The following is a 22,160-nucleotide window of genomic DNA, read 5'->3' on the forward strand; positions in this document are numbered from 1 at the left end:
ACTGCTATGATTTAATGTTAAATTGTTATTTTCATGAGAGCGATTATTCCGCCAACCGTTTTTTGGAAATTATTCGTTGTCGGGTTTGGCAACGAGTCAATCAGAACCTTTGTGCCACTTACTAATTGTATTCTTTTGGGGTTATTTTTTAATTCAATTGCGGCGTTAGATTTAATTGTAAGCGGGAAGTCCAGAATTCCTTCAGGAGCAAAGATGACCGGAGCCGCCGCCTTGTCTTTGATTTCAACTGTGTTGGCCGCTATTACTGACGCAGCTTTTTTGCCTGCCCATTGGTGTATTTCGTATTTCCAGACCAATGCTTTTGTTTTAAAATTGAGTTCAAAAACTTGCAGATTAAGGTCGGTTGTCCAGGCGCCATGTTTATAGGTAATGTGCAGGTAAGCAAAAGTCTGGGGTTCAAACTGGCTTGCCTTATAACATTTTAGTTCGTTGGTAGTACCTATATGGCTGATTTTGTATTCGCCATCAGGTCTTTTGCTTAAATCGATATCAATAAAATCTTTACCTGAGTCTGCCGGATTCTGCTTTTTGAGTACCACTATGTTTTCGATGAACCCGCCTGCGGCATCGGTAATTGTTACTAGAGAGTCGGTGTCTTTACGTTCAATTTCAAACTTGAACTTTTCAGGCCGGTTCAGTAACGGGCTGGTTAAATCTGCATTTATGGCTATGTTACCAGTAGTATTATAACTGGTGTTTTTGAAAAAATAAATTTTACCACCTTGCCAGTCGCTGGCATTGGCGTAATCGTAAAAAACAGGGTTTTTGATTTTCAACCGGAATATAAATGTTACTTCGTTTTTTATCTCAATCACAGGGCTGACGGTTGGCGGAGTTTTCTCACGCCCTTCATAGAATAAAAAGGCTCCTTGAGGGGTATTCCTGAATTCCAGTCTATATTTCCGAAAGAGGTCTGCACATGCGCTGGTGGGTTCAATCACTACATCATCAAAAGAATTATTGTCAGCATAAAAATTACTGCTGAGGTTGATTGTAAATAACTTTTTGAATTCGATTTTCATGACCTTGTTTATTAAAATCTGCTTGTTTTAGCAACTATTGCAAACGGTCTTCGATAACAAACTTTTCAACCAGCCTTCCGCCATCGGATTCGGCGTTTTCGAGGTATGTCAGTAATCTTACTTTATATACAATTGATGGCAGGTGTTTGCACCCAAGCGTAGCCCAGAGGTGATTCATCTGCTCGAGGGTAAGGCTTACTGGTTCTACAATCATTTTCTCTATGGACGCATCCAGATTCGGGTATTTGTCATGGCTAAATGAATGACGAAACTGAAAATACAGAATTACGTTATCGAGCATATCAAGGCTTAAAGCATAGGTATCTTCAAGGCTTGTGTTGGCTGCACTTTTGGCGTAAGTCGAAAACAAGACGTATTGATTAAACTTCAAATCGGGGTTCTGAATCCGAATGTTATCGTTGGGTGTTCTGAAATAAGGAAGTTGTGATTTGCCCACGGTTTCTTCTTCCAGATTTACAAGGGTAATCATGATTACAGCAGGCTTATCGAGTTTATCAAACAAGAAATCGCCTTTGGCATCTACCAGATTCATCAAGGTAGCTGGGGCCTTTGTAGCATCTGTAATGATACCTTTTGATAGGATATACTCATTGAGCCTATCTCTCAAAAATGACAGTGCTGCTTTCAACATATCTGGTAAAATCTAAGTAACAACTTACTAACCCAAATAGCCAAGATTGAAAAAAATTGTACAGTTTTTGATTTGGAAAAAACGAAACTGGTGCTTTCTGAAACTAAAGTTCAGACCAGAACTCAACAAAACTCAGACGATTAAATGAAATAGGTTTTATCACAACAAACTCAATCTGACGATTGAAAAATTTTAATTAGTTTTCGGCTATTGCTTTGAACAAATGTATAATTAGTTTTTTTATCCAAAAAAGCGCACAGGGCCGTTTTAGGGGTTTTTGGCTAAAAATCAGTAGTTTCCCGCAGCAAATCACGTAAAAATACTTAGCTCCGATACAGTGATTATACGCTACCTTTGATGCAGTAAAAACTAAAGCCTCTGTTAAAATATGCCAGCAGCAGCAAGAGTAGGAGATGTAACAAATCATGGCGGCACAGTAGTTGGGCCGGGCACAGCCAATGTCTTGATTGGAGGTATGCCTGCCGCCGTCATGACAGACATGCACACTTGTGCATTGCCCCCGACGGGGCATCAGCCAACAGCCAGCCCTTTTATTGCCGGAAGTATTACAGTAAAAATTGGAGGGATACCAGCCATACGTGTAGGCGATGCCTGCGGGTGTGGAGCAAGCGCCGTTGTGGGCTGCCCTACGGTTCAGGTTGGGTAAAGTTTGGCTCGGCAGGTATGGCATAAAAAGCCATTATAAAACATAAAAAAGCGGCACAGCAGAATACCGCTTTACATCTGGTTTTGTTGTTTGTTGTGGTTTTACTAATGATTTTTGCTATGACTCAACCTCGGCGTTCTTTACAATAGGAGAAAAACTCAGGTTAGGCCATTTGCTAAGAATGGCATCTGATGGTGTAATTAAGCTGGAAGTACCGCTGGCAATACCCGCAAATACCAGACCCACCATTTCCATGGTACTTGTCAGAAATGTAACAGACCCTGAGTCTCCGGTATCGCTGAAGAGTTTACCTGTACCACTAACTGCAATTGTGTTTTTTGCAATGATACTCTTGCCGTCAAAGTCATCAATTTTAACATCTTTGGCTATACTTGTTATTGTACCTTTGGTAACACCGGTTTTAATACCACTTTTACTCACTTCTTTCCCCAAAAGCCCCGCCGTGATAGCCGCAAACCCCGATACTAACGACGAAACGTCATATATTTTGCCAATATCTGCATTTCTGAACCAGCCTTTTCTGGCTATGGCGCAATCCAGATAGGCTTCTATACTAGCACCACCTCTTCTGAAACTTACGTTTTCATGGTAAAACTCTGTAAGAGTGGCACAGTCATGACAATATTCAAGAGTAGTTTGCCATTTTGACTGCTGGCATACATCGCCCCCCGGCTTTGTACCTACACCTGCCAGCACGTGTGCGTTTGTAATCATGAAAGGTCGGTCGTCAGACCCATTGCGCACCATTGCGCCTAGTGTTCCGTTGCCTGCTATATCTTTACCTCCCTGCCTGATGGTTCCGTTGGCCGAAATACTGATACCACCTATAAGGGGGTCTGTTTTTTCATCGCGCGAAGCCACCAGTACTTGTTTGTCAAACTTTATCAGTTCAAACTCTTCTACATCGGTCGGATACCCCGCAATGGTAGCCGGAATAGGGTTCTTTACTTCATTCAACGGAAGTTTTTTGTTTACTCCAAACGTAAAGCTGAGTTTATCAGTAGGTTTGCCATTTATTATTTTGATAGCTACTGCTAGTGACGTAATCTCTGGCCGTTTAAAATATTCATGCTCTAGTTTGGGTAGCATGGCCACCATTTTATCGTGGTGTGCTAACTCTTTGCTGCTAAGTGCCATAATAGTATTTATTAAGTTTAGAGAGAGTTTTAAATAGCAAAAGGGCTGCCTGATGCGGTTTTGTTTACCTTGTAGCATTAGCCATGCAAGGTCTTATTACCTATCCGCTCAGGCAGTCCCTTTAATAATAGAGCTTAGTATTAATTCAGTGGCACAATAACCCCTTCCGAAGGTGCACCTCCTTGTGAAGGCAAGTAACCGGCACTACCTTTATCGGCTAGCATACGATATTCTCTTGTACCATTGCTTGTGGTTATTTTACCACTTACGGTATAAAGGTATAGATTACCCGACACCGAGTAGTCGTTTTTGCTATTATCTATATTAAAATCAATTGTTACGTAAGACATACTTCTGGCAATATCCAGAAAAGCATCCATTAGTTTACTAATCTGCTCTTCGTTCAGGCCTTTTGATTTCATGGTTTCTTTTGTTTTTTCATAGCTTGCAGAAGCACCACCGCCGCCAAAGAACCAAGTCCAGATACTCAAATTGGCACTAGCGTGCGTTTTTTCGTATTCTCTGATTTCTTCCCTAGCACTGGCATTTAACATACTCATGGCTAGTTCATTCAGGTTTTTTACGTCTTCGCTGGTTAAAGCAAGAAGGTTCAGTTTGGCAGAAACGCTTCCAGTAGCATGTGCCGGAACGGTGTAACCTAAACCTGTAAGTGAGCCTGTTCCAGAAACTTCAATCGAGTACGAGGTCTCTGAGCTTCCAGATACATGTAATACATGGGCTCCTGGAGTAGTAAATGTGTAACCACCTGCTGTTATCCTCTCATTTTGTGCATTTTCCATTAGTAATTAAGTTAAATTAGGTTGCTCCTACTCATAAGGCTTTTCGGATTACCGCCTCTACAGTGAATCCTGCTGCGGAACAGGCTGTTTTTTTGTGTGGTTACTGCCTCCAACTTTACAAAAGCTTTTGTCCCATAAAGTAAACACTATTAATCCTTCATTAACAGGGTATATATACGTGGTTTACAAAACAAGTATTTATGCGTACGGGATTATTATTACACGGTACCGTTACAGGTTTTATCCGGTTTTGGAAACACTTATAGACCTAAAAATTGAGTAGGCAGACCTTCTATTAAAAAATATCTGGAAAAACTTGTTTGTTATTTTTATAATCACCTATTTTGTAGTGTACTATTTAACTAATACACTATGATATTATATGCGCCAACAATAATATTGCTTGCAGCCATTTACATTCAGTTATGGCTTGGAGTTATGCTGCTTGTTCATAGCTGGCATATTGCCTGATACAACAAGTTGTAAGTAGCCTTAAATAATGTTTATAGAAACACTCAAAACAACGTTATATATATGCTTACCATCCGAAATCTTAGCTTTGGCTATGATAGAAAAAAATTAATTTTCGAGAATCTTTCACTAGACCTCAAACCCGGAAGTGTTTATGGGTTGCTAGGCAAAAACGGCGCAGGTAAATCGTCTTTGCTAAGGCTCATAGGCGGGTTGCTGTTTCCGCAGCAGGGTACCTGCCAGTTTAATGGCATAGAAACCCGAACCCGAGACATAGCTATACTTGAAAATCTTTATTTCTTGCCCGAAGAATTTCATACGCCTGCCATTAGTATTCAGGAATTTGTGGCAGTGAATAGCCCTTTTTATCCTACTTTTAACCATACACAGTTCGATAATTATATGGATGAATTTCAGTTATCGAAGTCCGATAAACTTTCAAAACTTTCGTATGGGCAGAAGAAAAAGGTGCTTATTGGTTTTGGGTTAGCTACAAATGTGCAGTTATTGATTCTTGATGAACCCACCAATGGGCTGGATATCCCATCGAAAAGCCAGTTTCGTAAACTTATTGCTTCGGGGCTTTCAGCCAATCAGAGTATTATTATTTCTACGCATCAGGTGCGGGACCTCGACGGCCTCATTGACAACATTATTATTCTGGAAGACAACACCATTCTGTTACATAATTCTCTCGAAGAAATAAGCGAACGGCTGAGTTTTAAATTATTATCAACCCTCGAAAATGTACAGGAAGCAATTTACACCGAACAAACCTTGCGAGGCCTCATGGCTGTAATGCCTAACCACGGGCATGAATATACAAAAGTAGATTTGGAGCTACTTTTTAACGCCGCTGTTTATAAAAAAGAATCATTACATACTTTATTCAGTTCAGAACCAAGTTATAAACTTCACGCCTAATTGTAAACATTATGCAAAATTTCAGCCTCAAAAGACTTGCGCTATTAATTAAAAAAATCTGGGTCGAGAATTACAGAATCTGGGGTATGTCGCTAGCTGTACTGGTGGCTTTATACGTAGTTTTTCATTTCCTGACTACCAACAGAACTCACATCATTGCTTTTTATCCACGGCAATTGATATACAGCATCGGGCTTATTATCTCTGGTACTATCTTTGCCAATTTTCTTTGGCGCGATTTATCCAATAAAAACCAGAGTATCAATTTTCTGTTACTGCCAGCTACACCTTTCGAAAAACTACTGGCAGGTATGTTTTATGCTGTTATCTTTTTTCCGGCGGTTTATATAAGTTGTTTCTTTATCTTAGATTTTCTGTATATCGAAACCATCAAGTCAATTACTACGGTTGATATAGATGCGTGGGATTTACGCCCCCTAAGCCTGAGCGACACTAATTCGATTGTGCTACCCACAACACTCCTGTGTCTGATAATACAGCCTATTGCCTTGATGAGCAGCCTGTTGTTTGAGAAGTTTTCTTATGTTAAAACAGCATTACTTTTGGTTGGCTTTCTCATTCTGATTATTTATGTTTTTGGCACCGTTAAACATATTATTCTGAAAGATGCCCTCGGCGAGCGGCAGTTGAGCGGCAGTTTGTTTACTCCTACCGAAATAAATGTAAATACGCCTGAAGAATATTTTTCTGATACCATCAGGATTCCGGCTCCTGTTAGTCTGTATCTGAATCTGTTCATGACGCTGGGGGTTACGCTTTTTTTTATGCTTGTTACTTTTTTAAAACTCAAAGAAAAAGAAATTTAAATTCATGGAATTCAGGAATAATCAGGCCATTTACTTGCAGATTGCCGAAATGGTTTGCGAAAATATATTATTGAATCGCTGGGGTGAAGGCGAAAAGATTCCGTCCGTTCGGGAGCTTGCCGTAACCATAGAAGTAAACCCCAACACAGTTGCCCGCACTTATGAGTTCCTGACACAGAAGGAAATTATTTTTACCAAGCGTGGCATGGGTTATTTTGTTACGGAAGATGGCAAAAGTAAAGCGATGGCTTTCAGAAAAGAAGATTTCCTTAAAAACGATTTGCCCTTGTTTTTTCAGAATATTGACCTGCTGAATATCGACTTCGATGAGTTAAAACACCGATTTGAGAATTTTAAAAAAGAGAAAACCGAAACCTTTTCCGCTAATACAAAAATATGAAAACAAGCAATAAACTTTTACTGGGCTTTCTGGCTACTATTATTGGCATAATGGTTTTTATAGCCTTTCAGTTAAAAGCCGAATACAAAAAAATTAACCTCAACGATAAATACCGTAACTATGACCGCATTGCCCTCAGTTCTGTGAAGTTTCTGGCAATAGAAGGCCCTGTTAATAACGAAGATTATGGCGATGCTGATGATTTTAGTATTAAATGTATTGTCGCTAATGAAAAGGCTTTGCTTTTACCCAAAAACGATTTTTTCAGGAAGCATATTTCATACGTTTATCGGGGTGATACCCTGCTTATTCATAGTACATTGCCTTACCCTTATGACCTAGATATTTTTCTGTTGGGAGTGTTTCCGCAGGTGATAAAGGCCAACTGCGCCAGAATTAACATAGATAGCCTGAAACTGACAGATATGCAACTTAACCTTGAGCAACGGGCCATGGTATCTATCTCTCAGACACAGCTCAGCCAAATAATAGCAAAGCTATCTGGTAAGGCCCAATTATCTATCAACAAAAACACCGCGGTAAACGACCTTTCTCTTACGCTTCAACAACAGTCGGAGCTTAACCTCGGGCTTGTAAAGCTGGCTAAAGTTTCGTTACAAATGAGCGACTCGGCCAAGATAACAGCCACCAAAGCGAACCTGTTTCTGCTACAAAAATCCGTAGCATTGTAATAAAAAAGCCCTCACGGTTGTGAGGGCTTAAAATCTTATTGTTCCCAACGCCAATCTTTTCCGATTATCAGTTCATTTTTCAGGTTCTGTTTAATCAAAAACTCTTTGGTTTGTTCGTCGTTCATTTTCTTAACTGGTAGTGCTTCGGCATTAGCCAAAGCGTATAACATCATGGCTGTAAACCGAACGTTATTGTTGATTTGTTTTTTGTCTATCAAATCGAATCGGTCACAGTTTGCATGATAACAGTTATAGGCTTTCACAGGGAAACTTCCCGACGGAGAGCAAACCGGCACACCCTGAATCATGAATGGCTGGTGGTCAGAATGCAAACCTGCCGAATTAGGGTTAGTGTTCGAGAAAGTAGAATCAATACTCTTGATTTTCTTGCCTATTTCATCAAAAAATGCACGCAACTCAGGCCGACCCATCGCATTAAAGCCTTTGGCATTATTTACCATGTCGAGGTTCATCATGAGTTGTATCTGGTCGAGCTTGCCTTCATCTTTATACTTTTTAACCAAGGCTTTTGAGCCTAACAAGCCTTGCTCTTCGCCCATAAAAAGCACAAACTCAATGGTGCGTTTAGGGCGCAGGTTTAATGCCTGAAAAACCCTTGCTACATCCATTACGGTAAAAGAGCCAATGCCGTTATCCATGGCTCCGGTAGCCAAATCCCACGAGTCCAGATGCCCACCTATAACAATTTTATCGTTTTTATATTTTTTTGAACTACCCGGCAAGGTTGCTATCACGTTTCTGGCTCTGATAGGGCGGCTAAAATTCTGCATATCAATTACGGCCAATAGGTTAGGCTCGTCTTTCAGCCATTTACGGATATTCTTTCCGCTTTCAACCGAAATACATACCGCCGGAATCGGAATTAAAGCTCCTGTAACGGAAGCGGTTCCGGTAAGCAGCACACCCCCTTCTACGGCGTTAGCAATAATTACCCCTGTGGCTCCGTATTTAATGGCCAGAGCCGTTTTTTCTGAGCGGTGCAGGTTCTTTTTGCCTTTATTTTCTGGTGCTTGCAGGTTAATATTGAACAAAGCTATTTTGCCCTTAACCTGCTCTTTTACTTTTTCAAAATCGGCTTCTATCCCATCACCACAATCAACAATGGGGGCTTTCAGGTGAGACGACACCGGCGAATGCGCCAGCGCAACCACTTCTACATCGCGAAAATTATCGCTGCCTCGTGGCACAATGGCAAGGCTCACGGTATCTCGCGCCCACGACTCCACCTCAAAAGGCATATACTTTACATCCGTAAAGCCATATTCTTTCAGTAATTTATAGGCAAAATCTTCTGCTTTTTTACCATTAGGGCTACCTGTAAGCCTATGACCGATAGAAGACGTAGCTTCGCCCAGGGTTTCATAAGCCCGGCCATTTTCCAGAACATTCTGGTTGATTTTCACAAAGGTATCGTCGAGTTCATCTTTTTTTATGGTAAAAGCCGAAAACAACCCTATACTTATGCCTACTGTCAGAAATAAAACTCTTTTTCTCATCCTACGCTGTAATTATATAATTTGGTCAATTTAGTTTGTGCTGTAATATTACTTAAAAATCGTTATTTTTTTTTATTTTCAATAAAAACACTCTTTCCCCTCAAAGATATAAATCTTTATGAAATCTGTATATATTGTCAGAAATGTATTTTATTTGTTTACTTACTGCCTGTTAAGCAAGTAGTTTGTATAAAAATTACTTGCTTTGGCTTTCTTAACTATTTCATCTATGAGTACCGGACAAACAATGAAAAACACGGGCATAACTGCACCTGTTGCTAAAACACAACCCAAGCCCATGTCGATTCATGGACACACAAGAATTGATAACTACTACTGGCTGAACAACCCCGAAGACCCCGAAGTATTAGCTTACCTGAACGCCGAAAACGATTACCTAGATAAAGTAATGGCCCCTATAAAGCCATTGGAAGAAAAACTTTTTCAGGAAATGAAAAGCCGTATTAAGGAGCAAGACGAATCGGTTCCGGTAAAAGATGGCGACTATTATTACTATAACCGCTTTATTGAAGGAGGCGAATACGCCATTTACTGCCGCAAGCAAGGCAACCTGAATGCACCAGAAGAGATATTACTTGATGGCAACAAACTAGGCAAAGGGAAACCTTACTTCAGTATTGGAGGCTATGAAATTACCGACAACGAAGAAATAATGGCTTATGGGATTGACACCATTAGCCGCCGGAATTATACCGTACGTTTCAAGAACCTGAAAACAGGCCAACTGTACAAAGAGCAAATAAAAAATACCGAAGGGGGCAGTTATGCGTGGGCAAACGACAACAAGACTTTCTTTTATATACGTCGCGACCAGCAGACCTTACTGGGGTTTCAGGTCTGGAGGCATAGCTTAGGAACCGATGTGAAAGACGACGTACTGGTATACGAAGAAAAAGACAACCAGTTCTATATGGGGCTTTACCGCATGAAATCCAAAAAATATATTGCCATTGCTTGTGACCACAACGGCGTTTCGACGGAGTATCGCTTACTGGATGCCTCTAAACCATTGGGCGAATTTAAGGTCTTTGCTGAACGGGAACGCGGGCATGAATACGGCATCGAACACCTTCAGGATAAATTCTATATCAGAACCAACCACCACAACGCCACTAATTTTAAATTAATGGAAGTAAAAGAAACACAGGTAGCCGATAAAACCCAATGGAAAGAAGTAATAGCACACAGAAAAGACGTGTTCTTTGAATCGATGGAGGTTTTCAGAAACTATCTGGTTTTGCAAGAAAGAAACGAGGGTTTAATCCAGCTAAGAATCATTAACCAAACCACCCAGCAAGAGCATTACGTCGATTTTGGGGAGCCAACCTATACGGCTTATATTGGTGCCAACCCCGACTTTAATACCGATAACCTCAGGTATGTTTATACCTCGCTCACCACGCCGAGTTCGGTTTTTGATTATGACATGAATACCCAAACAAAAGAACTGAAAAAGCAACAGGCTGTATTGGGTGACTTTGATAAAAATAATTACATTTCTGAAAGAGTTTTTGCCACTGCACAAGACGGCGTAAAAGTACCAATATCACTTGTTTACCGCAAAGGCACTCTACTCGACGGACAAGCACCGTTGCTGCAATATGCGTATGGTTCTTATGGGTATTCGACCGATGCCACCTTTAGCTCGGTGCGTTTAAGCCTGCTCGACAGGGGTTTTGTCTACGCCATAGCACATATCAGAGGCGGGCAGGAGATGGGCCGTGAGTGGTACGACAACGGCAAAATGTTTAAGAAAAAAAATACCTTTACCGATTTCATAGATTGTTCTGATTTTCTGATTGCCCATAAATATTGCAGTGCCGATAAACTATTCGCTATGGGTGGAAGCGCCGGTGGGCTACTCATGGGAGCCATTGCAAATATGCGCCCCGACCTGTACAGAGGCGTGGTGGCAGCAGTACCTTTTGTTGACGTAGTTACTACGATGCTCGATGAGAGCATTCCGCTCACTACCGGAGAATTTGAAGAATGGGGGAATCCTAAAAATAAAGATTCCTACGAATACATGCTTTCGTATTCGCCATACGATAACGTTACACAACAGGCCTATCCTAATATGCTGGTAACTACTGGCTTACACGACTCACAAGTGCAGTATTTTGAACCCGCCAAGTGGGTTGCCAAGTTACGTACGCTGAAAACCGATAACAATTTATTGCTAATGTACATAAATATGGAGGCAGGGCATGGAGGAGCATCGGGGCGTTTTGCATCGCTGAAATTAATTGCAAAAGAATATGCCTTTATTATGGCTTTAGCCGATATTTTTTATTAAAACATTTATGAGCTTTTTATAGTTAATATCTTTGGCTATTAAAATCACACTGTTAAGGTTACAATTTTGCCGAATAATCAGTTTCGCAAAAAAATGTAGGCTTTTTTTTAGAAATTTATAACATTTTGTTTTTTCTTTGCCAAATATTCCGAACAGATTGTGACCCATAATATTTTATTTAGTCCAATTTTTACATTTTTTATTTTGATATAACATAAAAATTCCCCAACATGAAGAAGGCAATACTACTATTTGCGACGTTACTAACAGTATCGCTGGCGACGCAAGCCCAAGACACCTGTAAAGTTTGTAAACCCTATAAGTGGGAGATTGGTCTCCTACTAGGTGCTAATCAATATTTCGGAGATATGCATTGTAGTAAAGCATATCTTTCTCAGAATCGTCCAATGTTCGGAGCATTTGTACGCAGACACTTCGGTAACTATTTTGCACTAAGAGGCCAAGTTTTAGTTGGTGGCTTAGCAGGAAACGATTTGGACCAACCAGAAGGAAGATGGGATTACCGCCGCTTGAAGTTTACCTCGCCGCTAACAGAAGTAGCCTTATTAGGTGAATATTATCCGTTTGGGGAAAGAAAATATTTCTGTGATGGTACTTTCAAACGAAACTTAACCCCTTACATTTATGGCGGTATCGGTGCCGTATTTACCAACCCGACAGTTACCGTTCAGCCCGGTGGTGCCTTCCCTCCATTACAAAGATTATTAGATGACGATAGAAATAGCCTGAAAAAAGCTGCTTTTGTGTTGCCTTTCGGTTTAGGTTTAAAATACAATGTTGCTGAAAGATGGACTATCGGCCTTGAAGCTGGCTACCGCTATGCTTTCTCTGACTACTTGGATGGTACCAGCCTATCAACAACAAGCCTTGTAACAAACGTACCAAAAAGAGACGGTTACGCTGTTGTTAACTTGTTAGGTTCTTATCGATTTGGTGACAAAGACACCGACAAAGATGGTGTAGTTGACCGTTGCGATGCTTGTATCAACGAAAAAGGTCTACGCAAATTCCAAGGATGCCCTGATACCGACGGTGACGGTATCCCTGATAAAGATGATGCCTGCCCAACACAAGCTGGCCCAATGGCATTACAAGGTTGCCCTGATACTGACGGCGACGGCGTTGCTGATAAAGATGACGACTGCCCTACGGTGGTTGGCCCTGCCTCATTGAAAGGTTGCCCTGATAAAGACAAAGACGGTGTACCTGACAAAGAAGATGCCTGCCCTGATGTTCCGGGTCTAAAAGCATTGAAAGGTTGCCCTGATACTGACGGTGATGGTATCACAGATAAAGAAGATGCTTGTCCGAACGAGCCTGGCCCAGCGTCATTAAACGGTTGCCCTGACTCTGACGGTGATGGTATTGCTGACAAAGACGACGCTTGTCCGAAAGTAGCAGGTGTGGCATCGGCAAAAGGTTGCCCTGACAAAGATGGTGATGGTGTAGCTGACGATAAAGATAAATGCCCTGACTTACCGGGTTTACAAACCAACGATGGTTGCCCTGAAGGATATGTAAACGGTGTGGCTCCAGGATACAGAACACTAAGCGGTTGTATGATTTCTAAAGCAGAGCTTGACGAACTAAGCTTTGCTGCACAAGGAATTGAGTTCTATAACGGAACCAACAAATTGAAACCAAGTTCATACAAAAAACTTGACCGCGTTTGTTCATTGTTACAAAGATGCCCAGATAGCATTCTGAATATCGTTGCTTACAATGATGGCTCAAACAATGCTTCAAATCTACGTTCGGCCAAATTACGTGCCTGCGCTATTTACGCTTATTTCTTGAAGAAAAAATGTATCAGCAAAGCCCGTATGAGCTACGAAGGTAAAGGAGATGAAGACCCATCGACCCCTTACACAACACCAGATGGCAAGAAAACCAACACCCGTGTTGAGTTCCAGTTGAGATAATAACTCTTATCTGAATATAGCAAGAGAGCAGAACCTTAAATTCTGCTCTCTTTTTTTATACTTATGCCCTGCTGTTAAACGTTTTTAAGCAGACATAAAATCAGGCTTCGGTTTTACAAACTACTGATATACATACACTTATAAAAATCATATTCAGAACAAAATTCGCCATTAAATAAAATCAGGTGCAGCATTTTATAGAAAAGTCGTACCTTTATGCTACGAAATTACTGCATTCGTAACCCAATAAATATGTATAACATTGATTTAAAAAATAGAATGAAACTAAATCTTCAACATAGCAAGAATTACATTAACCGTAGTATTCTGGGTACGCTCTTACTCGCTTCTTTTTCCTCAGTTGCTCAGATTAACATTACGCCTAATCAAAACAACTGTCTTGAAACCCAGTATTCGTTCAGCAGACAAGGAAAAGTAGAGCAGTTATTTGTAAATACATTTGATAACAAAGGTCTGATTCAGAAACAGACAAAAACATTCACAAGTAATTTCACAGGCAATTACTCAGAAGAGTTCGTTTATGAATATGATGCACAAGGCAACAACACCAAAATTACTTACAGCCATAACAATGCTGTAAAAAAAGTAACTCAGCGAGCCTACAACGCCAACGGGACACTATTGCAGGAAACCGTATCAGCGAACGGAACCACCCCTATCAAGAAATCGCTGTTTGCTAACGGTAGCACCGAAGACATATTTTTCAATAGCGATGGTCAGACGGAATCTGTTAAAGAAAAAACCACCTTCGACTTAACAGGGAAAATAATTACCAAAGAGGTTTTTTCTGCGGCCGGCAAACTAGCCTTTTCAGATAAATATACTTATACTTCTTCGGGCTATGTAAACCGCTTTGTTCATTTTGATGCTGTTGATAAAGTTACCGTTACAACCAATTACGAATATGACGCAAAAGATAATCTGACCAAAGAAACCACCTTACGGAACGATGTACTTTTTGCAGAAACCCTTAATACTTACAACGCACAAGGGCAACTCGAGAAAAAAACCCGCCTGAACGGGAACAATAAAGTAGATTATTTCTTTACTTATGAATACAACAATAAGGGGTTGCTAGCCAAAGAAAATTACTTTTACAACAACCAGATACAAAGTGTAAGGTATTTTGACTATGACCCAAAAGGAAATACCACGAAAGAAACTTACGAAGACACAAAGGGACTTGTAAAAACAGTAAAACAATGGGAATATCTTTGTAAATGATATATTTGCATCGATTACAGTTTTTTATGACAGTTATATTAGAAAATTAACCGAGATGGTAAAAGAAAATATTGATTTTGTAGCAGAAATTGCCCGATTAAAAAAAGAAAAAAACGCTGTTATTCTGGCGCACTACTACCAGATTGCCGAAATTCAGGATATTGCCGATTATATTGGCGATAGCCTAGGGCTTTCTCAACAGGCAGCCAAAACAGATGCCGACATGATTGTTTTTGCAGGTGTAAAATTTATGGCCGAAACAGCCAAAATATTATCGCCGCAAAAGAAAGTGGTATTACCCGATATTAACGCCGGCTGCTCGCTGGAAGAATCGGCTCCGGCACCAGAGTTCGCTGCGTTTAAAGCCCAATACCCCGACCACATCGTTATTTCTTACGTAAACTGCTCGGCCGCATTAAAAACCTTAACCGATGTGGTTTGTACCAGTAGCAATGCTGTAAAAATTGTAGAGAGTTTCCCGAAAGAACAGAAAATTATTTTTGCTCCCGATAAAAATCTGGGTAGTTATATTAATCGTGTAACTGGCCGCAACATGGTACTTTGGGATGGTGCCTGTATGGTGCATGAGACTTTCTCAGGCAAAATGATTGAAGACCTGAAAGCCAAACACCCCAATGCCAAAGTAGTAGCACACCCCGAAAGCGAACAGCCCGTTCTGGCTTTAGCCGACTACATTGGCTCTACTACGGGCCTATTGAAACACGTAATCAGTAGCTCCGATACTGAATTTATTGTGGCTACCGAATCAGGCATTCTACACCAGATGCGGAAAGCAGCCCCAGATAAGAAATTCATTGTGGCCCCTACTTCAAAAAATGGCCACGCTTGCCAAGCTTGTTCTGACTGCCCTCACATGAAACTCAACACCATGGAAAAACTCTACTTGTGTTTAAGAGACGAAACACCCGAGATAACCCTTCCGATGGATGTAATAGAAGCAGCCAGAAAACCCATTGAAAGAATGCTCGAATTATCGGCGAAGTTTGGTTTATAAACAAACTAGCTTCTTTAATAACTTTGTAAGGTTCGCCCAAAAGCGAACCTTTCTTGTAAGTTTTATTCTTTACTTTTTACTATTTATTATACTTTGAGCCTTAGTTATCCTCTTTACTCGCATGAGTATTTTATGTCAAAAGCACTCGAGCTAGCCGTACAATCGGGCGAAGCCGGAGAAATTCCGGTAGGTGCGCTTGTAGTAGCGGGTGGTAGCAAAATTATTGGCAAAGGCACCAACCAGACCGAACAGCTAAACGACGTAACAGCCCATGCCGAAATTATTGCTATTACGGCAGCAGCGCAGTTTTTGGGTGCTAAATACCTGAAAGACTGCACTTTGTATGTTACCCTCGAACCCTGCATTATGTGCGCTGGTGCCTTAAACTGGTCACAGATTGACCGGATTGTTTACGGGGCCTCTGACCCCAAACGAGGTTTCTCAAGGGTAACACCAAACGTTCTTCATCCGAAGACAACGCTCGTAAAAGGCATTTTGGAAAAAGACTGTGAAATTATTTTAAAGAATTTTTTCAGGAATTTGCGAACATAATTTTTCTTGTTCGCGTTAAGCCTTTATACTATTAGTGTGAGATTCACCGCGAATCCATCTTGACATTCAACAATTAAAACTTACTTTAAGATATGGCATACACACTCGATCCGCTCCCTTACGCAAGTGACGCACTGGAGCCTCATTTTGACAAAGCAACGATGGAAATCCACCATGACCGTCATCACCAAGCTTATGTAACTAACCTCAATAATGCTATTGCAGGAACAGAAATGGAAGGTTTGGCGTTGAAAGACCTTCTGGCAAATATCAGCAAATACCCTGCACCAGTAAGAAACAACGGCGGCGGGCATTTTAACCACGATTTATTCTGGAACATTCTTTCACCAAATGGTGGTGGTACTCCTTCAAGCACTTTAGGTAAAGCAATTGACGAAACCTGGGGTTCTTTCGATGCCTTCAAAGATGAGTTCAAAAAGGCTGCCATTGGTCGTTTTGGTTCAGGATGGGCTTGGTTATGTGTTGATGACCAAGAAAAACTTTTCATCACCTCTACTCCTAATCAGGATAACCCATTGATGGATGTAGCCGACAAAAAAGGTATTCCGGTTCTAGGTCTTGACGTTTGGGAACACGCTTATTATCTGAAGTTCCAAAACAAACGCCCCGACTACATTGATACTTTCTGGAACGTTGTTGACTGGGATGCCGTACAAAAACGTTATTCTAATGCAAAAAGAGTTATTCCTAACGAATAATAATCATATTGGCTTTTATCTAAAAGAGGAATCATAGCGGTTCCTCTTTTTTATTTCTGCCTCTATACAAAGCCTACCTATACCTGTTGAAATAAATTTCAGGAATTAAATGAATAAAAAACTCATTGCTATATCTAAATTTGCCCACCCAAAACTAATTTGAATGAATTTTAGCTCAGCATTTATCAGACTTTGGGTATTTTATCGTTAATGCTAAATTAGCCATTCAAGTAAAACCAAACAGGCATCATCAAGCTAAAAACAGCGTTGGGCTGGTTTTCATTTAAACCAACTTATTTGCCGATACAACAATTTTAAGCTTCGCTGATACGTACATACTATTTGTGTTCATAAGAAAAGGGCTCCTTAAATAAATTATGATTTAAATAAAAAATCGACCAATTTTAGCTTCTGAATCAGAGGTTCTTGACAAATCTGCCAGACACACAACTAATTATCATGACTATCAGGCTTTTATTGCCTGCCAGTGTATTAATAAAAACTTTAAAGCTCAATTAAATGAACGCCATTCCATACGGAAAACATAACATTACTGAGGATGACATAGCGGCTATTATAGAAACCCTTAAAAGTCCGAACTTAACACAAGGCCCCAAAATCAAAGAATTTGAAGATAACTTTGCGCGTTATATCGGGGCTAAATATGCCGTTGCAGTAGCTAACGGTACGGCCGCTTTGCATTTATGTGCATTGGCTTTAGGTGTACAAAAAGGCGACAAAGTAATTACCACCCCAATTACTTTTGTGGCATCGGCCAATTGTGTACGCTATTGTGGCGGTGAAGTAGTTTTTGGTGAAATTGACCCCGAAACATATCTGCTCGACATTAACTCTGTAAGAAAACTGCTCGAAGAAGCTCCAAAAGGCACATACAAAGGCATTATTCCGGTCGATTTTGCCGGAAGAGCCGTTAATCTGGAAGAGTTCAGGCAATTAGCCAATGAGTACAACCTCTGGATTATTGAAGATGCCTGCCATGCCCCCGGTGGATACTTCATTGACTCGGCAGGCAACCGCCAGAACTGTGGTAATAATCAGTTTGCTGATTTAGCTATTTTTTCGTTTCATCCGGTTAAACACATTGCCTGCGGCGAAGGTGGCATGATAACCACCAACGATGAAGCCATGTATTATCGGCTAATGCGCCTACGAACCCACGGCATTGTAAAAGTAGACGAACTCTATAAAAACAGCATAGAACTAGCTGGCGGCCTAGACGCCTACCCTGGTTGGTATATGGAAATGCAGATGCTGGGGTATAATTACAGAATTACTGACATTCAGGCAGCTTTAGGCAATAGCCAACTGAAAAGAATAGATGAAAACCTGACCCGCAGAAAAGAAATTGCGGCACGTTACTATGAAGTATTTAAAGATATAGCAGCCATTAAGGGGCAGTCGGGCATTGTGGAAGGGCACGCCTACCATTTATATGTAATTGAAGTTGACGACAGGCTTGGGCTTTATAATTACCTGCAATCGCTCAAGATTCTGGCTCAGATTCATTACATACCTGCCCATATTATGCCTTATTACCGTGACCTCGGCTGGAAACCCGGCGACAGACCTTTGGCCGAGCAGTACTATAAACGCTGTATCAGCTTGCCTGTTTACCCTACTTTAACAGCCGACGAACAGGAATTTGTTATTAACTCAATACTTAATTTTTTGAATAAATAATGGGAGAGAAAAAATATATAACCCCTCAGGAAGAGTTTTGGGCGGGTAGTTTCGGCAACGAATACATTAACCGTAACCAAAGTGCCGAATACCTTGCTTCTAACCTGAATTTTTTTGTAAAAGCGTTACATCAGGCAGGCAGGCCGCAATCATTAATCGAGTTTGGTGCTAATATCGGCATGAACCTGAAAGCCATTAAAGCCTTGTATCCGGGTATTAAACTAGGAGGTATCGAAATCAATGAAGAAGCCGCCAAAGAATTAGCCTACGTAATAGATGCTGAAAATGTATTTCATGGCTCTATTTTCGACTACAACGTTACAGCACAATTTGAGGTATCCTTAATTAAAGGGGTGCTGATTCATATCAACCCCGATATGCTTCCTGTTATTTATCAAAAACTTTACGAAGCCTCAAACAAATATATTCTTGTTTGTGAATACTATAATCCGGCTCCGGTAACAATTAGCTACCGCGGCCACAGCGACCGCCTGTTTAAACGTGATTTTGCCGGCGAAATGCTCGAAAAATATACCGACCTGAAACTGGTTGACTACGGCTTTGTTTATAAAAGAGACCCAGCATTCCCACAGGACGACATTACGTGGTTTCTGATGCAAAAAATCGGATAATTAACTCATGGGCAATTTAGCTATTATTCCGGCGCGTGGAGGCAGTAAACGAATACCCCGAAAAAACATTAAAGATTTTTGCGGGCAACCAATTATTGCCTATTCAATTAAAGCAGCTATTGCCAGTGGGATTTTTGACGATATAATGGTGTCAACCGACGACCCCGAAATTGCAGCAATAAGCGTTCAGTATGGAGCCACCGTGCCTTTTTTACGCTCGGCCGAAAACGCAAACGATTTTGCCACAACAGCCGCGGTATTAACCGAAGTACTCGAAAATTATAGTGCTGCGGGCAAAACCTACCAATATGCCTGCTGCATTTACCCCACAGCCCCTTTTGTAACGGCACAAAAACTGAAAGATGCTTATGCGTTATTAAAAAACCGAAACTTCGATTCTGTTTTAACCATTCAGCCTTTTTCTTTTCCGATTCAACGGGCTTTTTACAAAGAACAAGATACCGTTAAATGGGTTGCACCCGAATATGCCCTGACGAGGTCACAGGATTTACCCAAGACGTTTCATGATGTAGGGCAATTTTACTTCTTCAATGCAGGTAATTTCCTGACCAGCAAACAACTTATTACTGCTAACTCAGGGGCCATCGAAGTAAATGAACTGGAAGCACAGGATATTGACAATGAAACAGACTGGAAGCTGGCCGAAATGAAATTTAGATTAATGAATCCATGAGAAACTACCTTTGTTTAAGTAAGCAAATATATAGTTCGGGCCATTATGCCATCGTTCCTATCAGAGACGAAGACAAATATGATATTATGCAATGGCGAAACGAACAGATTTATCACTTAAGGCAGGCAGCACCTCTTACCACCGACCAACAGGAGTCTTATTTTAGTCATGTTGTTGCCAAGCTGTTCGACGAACAATATCCTAAACAACTACTTTTTTCGTATCTGGAAAATGGCAGGTGCATTGGTTACGGAGGGCTGGTACACATTAACTGGATTGACAAACACGCCGAGATTTCGTTCATTATGAATACTGCGCTTGAGCATGATTTCTTCGAGTTTCATTGGCGCACATACCTCTCACTTATTGAACAAGTGGCTTTTGAAGAACTGAATTTTCATAAAATATATACTTATGCCTTTAACCTGAGGCCACATCTATATACTGCTATCGAGAAAAACAATTATCAGTTAGAAGCAAGGCTTTCAGGGCATTGCCTGTTTCAGGGTAAGTTTATTGATGTACTCATTCATTCAAAGTTTAATCCTGTTAATATCAGGTTAGCTAACGAGCACGACCTTATGCTTTATTTCGATTGGGCTAACGATAACGAAGTAAGAAACCAATCGTTCAATACGGCGGTTATTCCTTTTGAAAACCATCAAAAATGGTTTTACAAAAAAATAGCAGATGCAAACTGCCTGATGCTTGTTTTTGAAGATGCCGCGCAACTACCCATTGGGCAAGTTCGGTTCGAAAAAGACCCAGCACAAGCTATAAGCACTGTAGGCGTATCGCTCGACCAGCAGCAGCGTGGCAAAAAACTTGCCGCCCGAATACTGGAAATGGCTACTCGCTATTTTTTCAGGGAAAACCCCACTTATACACTACACGCTTATATCAAAACAACCAACAAAGGTTCAATAAATGCCTTTAGTAAGACGGGGTTTACATTTAGTAAACATTTAATGTACGAAGGCACCGAAACAGTATTATATACAAAAAATAACCCATGAACATAGGAAACTACCCCATAGGAGCAAATCATAAACCTTTTATTATTGCCGAAATGAGTGGAAACCACAATCATTCATTAGAAAGAGCTTTAAAGATTATCGAAACTGCAGCCAAATGTGGAGCCGATGCCATTAAACTCCAGACCTATACGGCTGACACCATTACGATTAACCAGACAGGTGGGCTTTTTGATATTAAAGATGATACTTCGTTATGGAAAAACAGAAATCTTTACGAATTGTATCAGGAGGCACACACCCCGTGGGAATGGCACGAAGCCATGTTTAAGTGTGCAGCCGATAACAACATTCTCTGTTTTTCTACGCCGTTCGATGATACCGCCGTTGATTTTCTCGAAAACCTCGGCACGCCTGCTCATAAAATAGCGTCGTTTGAAAACAATCATTACCCTCTATTAAAAAAGGTAGCCCGCACAGGCAAACCAGTTATTATGTCGACGGGCGCAAGTACATTAGCCAATCTGGACGAAGCCGTAGCAGTACTACGCGCCAATGGCTGTAAAGATTTGGTACTGTTGAAATGTACAAGCAATTATCCGGCAAGCCCCGAAAACTCCAACGTGCGCACAATTCCTCACCTGCGTGATTTATTTCAATGTGAAGTCGGCCTAAGCGACCACACCATGGGCATTGGCGTACCTTGCGCAGCCGTTACGCTGGGGGCTACTGTGGTAGAAAAACATTTTTGCCTGAGCCGGGCAGAGGGCGGTGTTGACTCGGCCTTTTCGCTTGAGCCGGACGAACTTAAAATGCTGGTTATTGAAACCGAAAGAGCGTGGCAATCATTAGGAGGAATACAATACGGCGTACAGGAATCTGAGAAAAAAAGCCTTTTATTCAAGCGGTCTATCTATGTAGTAGAAGATATCAAAGCTGGCGATGTTTTTTCTGAAACAAACCTGCGTGTAATACGCCCTGGAGACGGTATGCACCCAAAATACTATGAAACCTTACTGGGTAAACAAGCCCACTCAGACTTTAAAAAAGGAACACCGTTAAATCTTTAGCAGCTAATATAAAGTTAAACAGGCATCATGGAATAGACTCAAAAGCTACTCTATGATGCTTAAAAACTTAAGGTATTATTGGAATAATACAATTTACCCGTAAATAAATAATTGTAAATTTTATTATCATTTGCTATAACATTAGCT

At 40.8% G+C, this 22,160-nt stretch carries 21 protein-coding genes; 16 read left to right on the plus strand and 5 right to left on the minus strand.

Annotated features, from left to right (window positions below):
- Nucleotides 1-17 precede the first annotated feature (17 nt).
- Both WAA15_RS06995 and WAA15_RS07000 read right to left on the minus strand, forming a co-directional pair.
- Entirely contained in the window at nt 18-1,043 is a 1,026-nt protein-coding gene (locus tag WAA15_RS06995) for a hypothetical protein (protein ID WP_337041995.1), read from the minus strand.
- Between the two features lie 34 nt (nt 1,044-1,077).
- Complete coding sequence (locus WAA15_RS07000) at nt 1,078-1,695, minus strand: DUF4255 domain-containing protein (protein ID WP_337041996.1); 618 nt, start codon at nt 1,693-1,695, stop codon at nt 1,078-1,080.
- 388 nt (nt 1,696-2,083) lie between these two features.
- On the opposite strand from WAA15_RS07000, the gene WAA15_RS07005 reads away from it, so the two are divergent.
- Nucleotides 2,084-2,362, plus strand: a complete 279-nt coding sequence (locus WAA15_RS07005; protein ID WP_337041997.1) for a PAAR domain-containing protein — start codon at nt 2,084-2,086, stop codon at nt 2,360-2,362.
- A gap of 117 nt (nt 2,363-2,479) precedes the next feature.
- Here the strand turns inward: WAA15_RS07005 and WAA15_RS07010 are convergent, their stop codons facing one another.
- Nucleotides 2,480-3,520, minus strand: a complete 1,041-nt coding sequence (locus WAA15_RS07010; protein ID WP_337041998.1) for a hypothetical protein — start codon at nt 3,518-3,520, stop codon at nt 2,480-2,482.
- 140 nt (nt 3,521-3,660) lie between these two features.
- Nucleotides 3,661-4,320, minus strand: coding sequence for a hypothetical protein (locus WAA15_RS07015; RefSeq protein WP_337041999.1), 660 nt, complete (start codon nt 4,318-4,320; stop codon nt 3,661-3,663).
- Nucleotides 4,321-4,854: 534 nt separating this feature from the next.
- Here WAA15_RS07015 and WAA15_RS07020 point away from each other — a divergent pair.
- The 4 genes from WAA15_RS07020 to WAA15_RS07035 are packed head-to-tail and all read left to right on the plus strand — an operon-like array spanning nt 4,855 to nt 7,634.
- Complete coding sequence (locus WAA15_RS07020) at nt 4,855-5,715, plus strand: ABC transporter ATP-binding protein (protein WP_337042000.1); 861 nt, start codon at nt 4,855-4,857, stop codon at nt 5,713-5,715.
- An 11-nt stretch (nt 5,716-5,726) separates the two neighbouring features.
- Complete coding sequence (locus WAA15_RS07025) at nt 5,727-6,542, plus strand: hypothetical protein (protein ID WP_337042001.1); 816 nt, start codon at nt 5,727-5,729, stop codon at nt 6,540-6,542.
- A 4-nt stretch (nt 6,543-6,546) separates the two neighbouring features.
- Complete coding sequence (locus WAA15_RS07030) at nt 6,547-6,942, plus strand: GntR family transcriptional regulator (RefSeq protein ID WP_337042002.1); 396 nt, start codon at nt 6,547-6,549, stop codon at nt 6,940-6,942.
- Nucleotides 6,939-7,634 (plus strand): hypothetical protein, encoded by a 696-nt coding sequence (locus WAA15_RS07035; RefSeq protein WP_337042003.1) that lies wholly within the window; start codon nt 6,939-6,941, stop codon nt 7,632-7,634. Before WAA15_RS07030 ends, WAA15_RS07035 begins: the two co-directional genes overlap by 4 nt.
- A 35-nt stretch (nt 7,635-7,669) precedes the next feature.
- Here the strand turns inward: WAA15_RS07035 and WAA15_RS07040 are convergent, their stop codons facing one another.
- A complete protein-coding gene (locus WAA15_RS07040) occupies nt 7,670-9,151 on the minus strand; it encodes a M20/M25/M40 family metallo-hydrolase (protein WP_337042004.1) in 1,482 nt (493 codons plus the stop codon).
- A 229-nt stretch (nt 9,152-9,380) separates the two neighbouring features.
- On the opposite strand from WAA15_RS07040, the gene WAA15_RS07045 reads away from it, so the two are divergent.
- The 11 genes from WAA15_RS07045 to pseI all read left to right on the plus strand — a co-directional run bounded on the left by WAA15_RS07045 (nt 9,381) and on the right by pseI (nt 22,013).
- Entirely contained in the window at nt 9,381-11,468 is a 2,088-nt protein-coding gene (locus WAA15_RS07045; protein ID WP_337042005.1) for a S9 family peptidase, read from the plus strand.
- A 230-nt stretch (nt 11,469-11,698) separates the two neighbouring features.
- Nucleotides 11,699-13,411 (plus strand): type IX secretion system protein PorG, encoded by a 1,713-nt coding sequence (gene porG / locus WAA15_RS07050; RefSeq protein WP_337042006.1) that lies wholly within the window; start codon nt 11,699-11,701, stop codon nt 13,409-13,411.
- Between the two features lie 279 nt (nt 13,412-13,690).
- The gene (locus tag WAA15_RS07055; protein ID WP_337042007.1) at nt 13,691-14,656 is read left to right on the plus strand and encodes a hypothetical protein; all 966 of its coding nucleotides are present in this window, start codon (nt 13,691-13,693) and stop codon (nt 14,654-14,656) included.
- 55 nt (nt 14,657-14,711) lie between these two features.
- A complete protein-coding gene (gene nadA, locus WAA15_RS07060) occupies nt 14,712-15,671 on the plus strand; it encodes a quinolinate synthase NadA (RefSeq protein ID WP_337042008.1) in 960 nt (319 codons plus the stop codon).
- Nucleotides 15,672-15,764: 93 nt separating this feature from the next.
- Nucleotides 15,765-16,223: a nucleoside deaminase gene (locus tag WAA15_RS07065; RefSeq protein WP_337042009.1), complete on the plus strand. Its 459-nt coding sequence runs from the start codon at nt 15,765-15,767 to the stop codon at nt 16,221-16,223.
- A 92-nt stretch (nt 16,224-16,315) separates the two neighbouring features.
- Complete coding sequence (locus WAA15_RS07070) at nt 16,316-16,942, plus strand: superoxide dismutase (protein ID WP_337042010.1); 627 nt, start codon at nt 16,316-16,318, stop codon at nt 16,940-16,942.
- 519 nt (nt 16,943-17,461) lie between these two features.
- Nucleotides 17,462-18,643: a UDP-4-amino-4,6-dideoxy-N-acetyl-beta-L-altrosamine transaminase gene (gene pseC / locus WAA15_RS07075; RefSeq protein ID WP_337042011.1), complete on the plus strand. Its 1,182-nt coding sequence runs from the start codon at nt 17,462-17,464 to the stop codon at nt 18,641-18,643.
- On the plus strand, nt 18,643-19,275 hold the full coding sequence (locus WAA15_RS07080; protein WP_337042012.1) for a pseudaminic acid biosynthesis-associated methylase: 633 nt from the start codon (nt 18,643-18,645) through the stop codon (nt 19,273-19,275). The genes pseC and WAA15_RS07080 overlap by 1 nt, the downstream gene beginning before the upstream one ends.
- A gap of 7 nt (nt 19,276-19,282) precedes the next feature.
- Entirely contained in the window at nt 19,283-19,969 is a 687-nt protein-coding gene (gene pseF / locus WAA15_RS07085; protein ID WP_337042013.1) for a pseudaminic acid cytidylyltransferase, read from the plus strand.
- Nucleotides 19,966-20,985 carry a GNAT family N-acetyltransferase gene (locus tag WAA15_RS07090; RefSeq protein WP_337042014.1) on the plus strand — a complete coding sequence of 340 codons (1,020 nt, stop codon included), beginning with the start codon at nt 19,966-19,968 and terminating at the stop codon, nt 20,983-20,985. Before pseF ends, WAA15_RS07090 begins: the two co-directional genes overlap by 4 nt.
- Entirely contained in the window at nt 20,982-22,013 is a 1,032-nt protein-coding gene (gene pseI, locus WAA15_RS07095; protein ID WP_337042015.1) for a pseudaminic acid synthase, read from the plus strand. The genes WAA15_RS07090 and pseI overlap by 4 nt, the downstream gene beginning before the upstream one ends.
- The last annotated feature ends 147 nt before the right edge of the window (nt 22,014-22,160 follow it).

The sequence above is a fragment of the Emticicia sp. 17c genome (assembly GCF_037153985.1).
Lineage (GTDB): Bacteria > Bacteroidota > Bacteroidia > Cytophagales > Spirosomataceae > Emticicia.

What these genes read in the sequence shown, in the direction of transcription:
- pseC (WP_337042011.1), top strand. Translation starts at nt 17,462, where the DNA reads ATGAACGCCATTCCATACGGAAAACATAACATTACTGAGGATGACATA.
- WAA15_RS07040 (WP_337042004.1), bottom strand. Translation starts at nt 9,151, where the DNA reads ATGAGAAAAAGAGTTTTATTTCTGACAGTAGGCATAAGTATAGGGTTG.
- WAA15_RS07035 (WP_337042003.1), top strand. Translation starts at nt 6,939, where the DNA reads ATGAAAACAAGCAATAAACTTTTACTGGGCTTTCTGGCTACTATTATT.
- WAA15_RS07025 (WP_337042001.1), top strand. Translation starts at nt 5,727, where the DNA reads ATGCAAAATTTCAGCCTCAAAAGACTTGCGCTATTAATTAAAAAAATC.
- WAA15_RS07005 (WP_337041997.1), top strand. Translation starts at nt 2,084, where the DNA reads ATGCCAGCAGCAGCAAGAGTAGGAGATGTAACAAATCATGGCGGCACA.
- WAA15_RS07045 (WP_337042005.1), top strand. Translation starts at nt 9,381, where the DNA reads ATGAGTACCGGACAAACAATGAAAAACACGGGCATAACTGCACCTGTT.
- WAA15_RS07080 (WP_337042012.1), top strand. Translation starts at nt 18,643, where the DNA reads ATGGGAGAGAAAAAATATATAACCCCTCAGGAAGAGTTTTGGGCGGGT.
- WAA15_RS07000 (WP_337041996.1), bottom strand. Translation starts at nt 1,695, where the DNA reads ATGTTGAAAGCAGCACTGTCATTTTTGAGAGATAGGCTCAATGAGTAT.
- WAA15_RS07030 (WP_337042002.1), top strand. Translation starts at nt 6,547, where the DNA reads ATGGAATTCAGGAATAATCAGGCCATTTACTTGCAGATTGCCGAAATG.
- WAA15_RS07015 (WP_337041999.1), bottom strand. Translation starts at nt 4,320, where the DNA reads ATGGAAAATGCACAAAATGAGAGGATAACAGCAGGTGGTTACACATTT.
- pseI (WP_337042015.1), top strand. Translation starts at nt 20,982, where the DNA reads ATGAACATAGGAAACTACCCCATAGGAGCAAATCATAAACCTTTTATT.
- WAA15_RS07055 (WP_337042007.1), top strand. Translation starts at nt 13,691, where the DNA reads ATGAAACTAAATCTTCAACATAGCAAGAATTACATTAACCGTAGTATT.
- nadA (WP_337042008.1), top strand. Translation starts at nt 14,712, where the DNA reads ATGGTAAAAGAAAATATTGATTTTGTAGCAGAAATTGCCCGATTAAAA.
- pseF (WP_337042013.1), top strand. Translation starts at nt 19,283, where the DNA reads ATGGGCAATTTAGCTATTATTCCGGCGCGTGGAGGCAGTAAACGAATA.
- WAA15_RS07020 (WP_337042000.1), top strand. Translation starts at nt 4,855, where the DNA reads ATGCTTACCATCCGAAATCTTAGCTTTGGCTATGATAGAAAAAAATTA.
- WAA15_RS06995 (WP_337041995.1), bottom strand. Translation starts at nt 1,043, where the DNA reads ATGAAAATCGAATTCAAAAAGTTATTTACAATCAACCTCAGCAGTAAT.
- WAA15_RS07010 (WP_337041998.1), bottom strand. Translation starts at nt 3,520, where the DNA reads ATGGCACTTAGCAGCAAAGAGTTAGCACACCACGATAAAATGGTGGCC.
- porG (WP_337042006.1), top strand. Translation starts at nt 11,699, where the DNA reads ATGAAGAAGGCAATACTACTATTTGCGACGTTACTAACAGTATCGCTG.
- WAA15_RS07090 (WP_337042014.1), top strand. Translation starts at nt 19,966, where the DNA reads ATGAGAAACTACCTTTGTTTAAGTAAGCAAATATATAGTTCGGGCCAT.
- WAA15_RS07070 (WP_337042010.1), top strand. Translation starts at nt 16,316, where the DNA reads ATGGCATACACACTCGATCCGCTCCCTTACGCAAGTGACGCACTGGAG.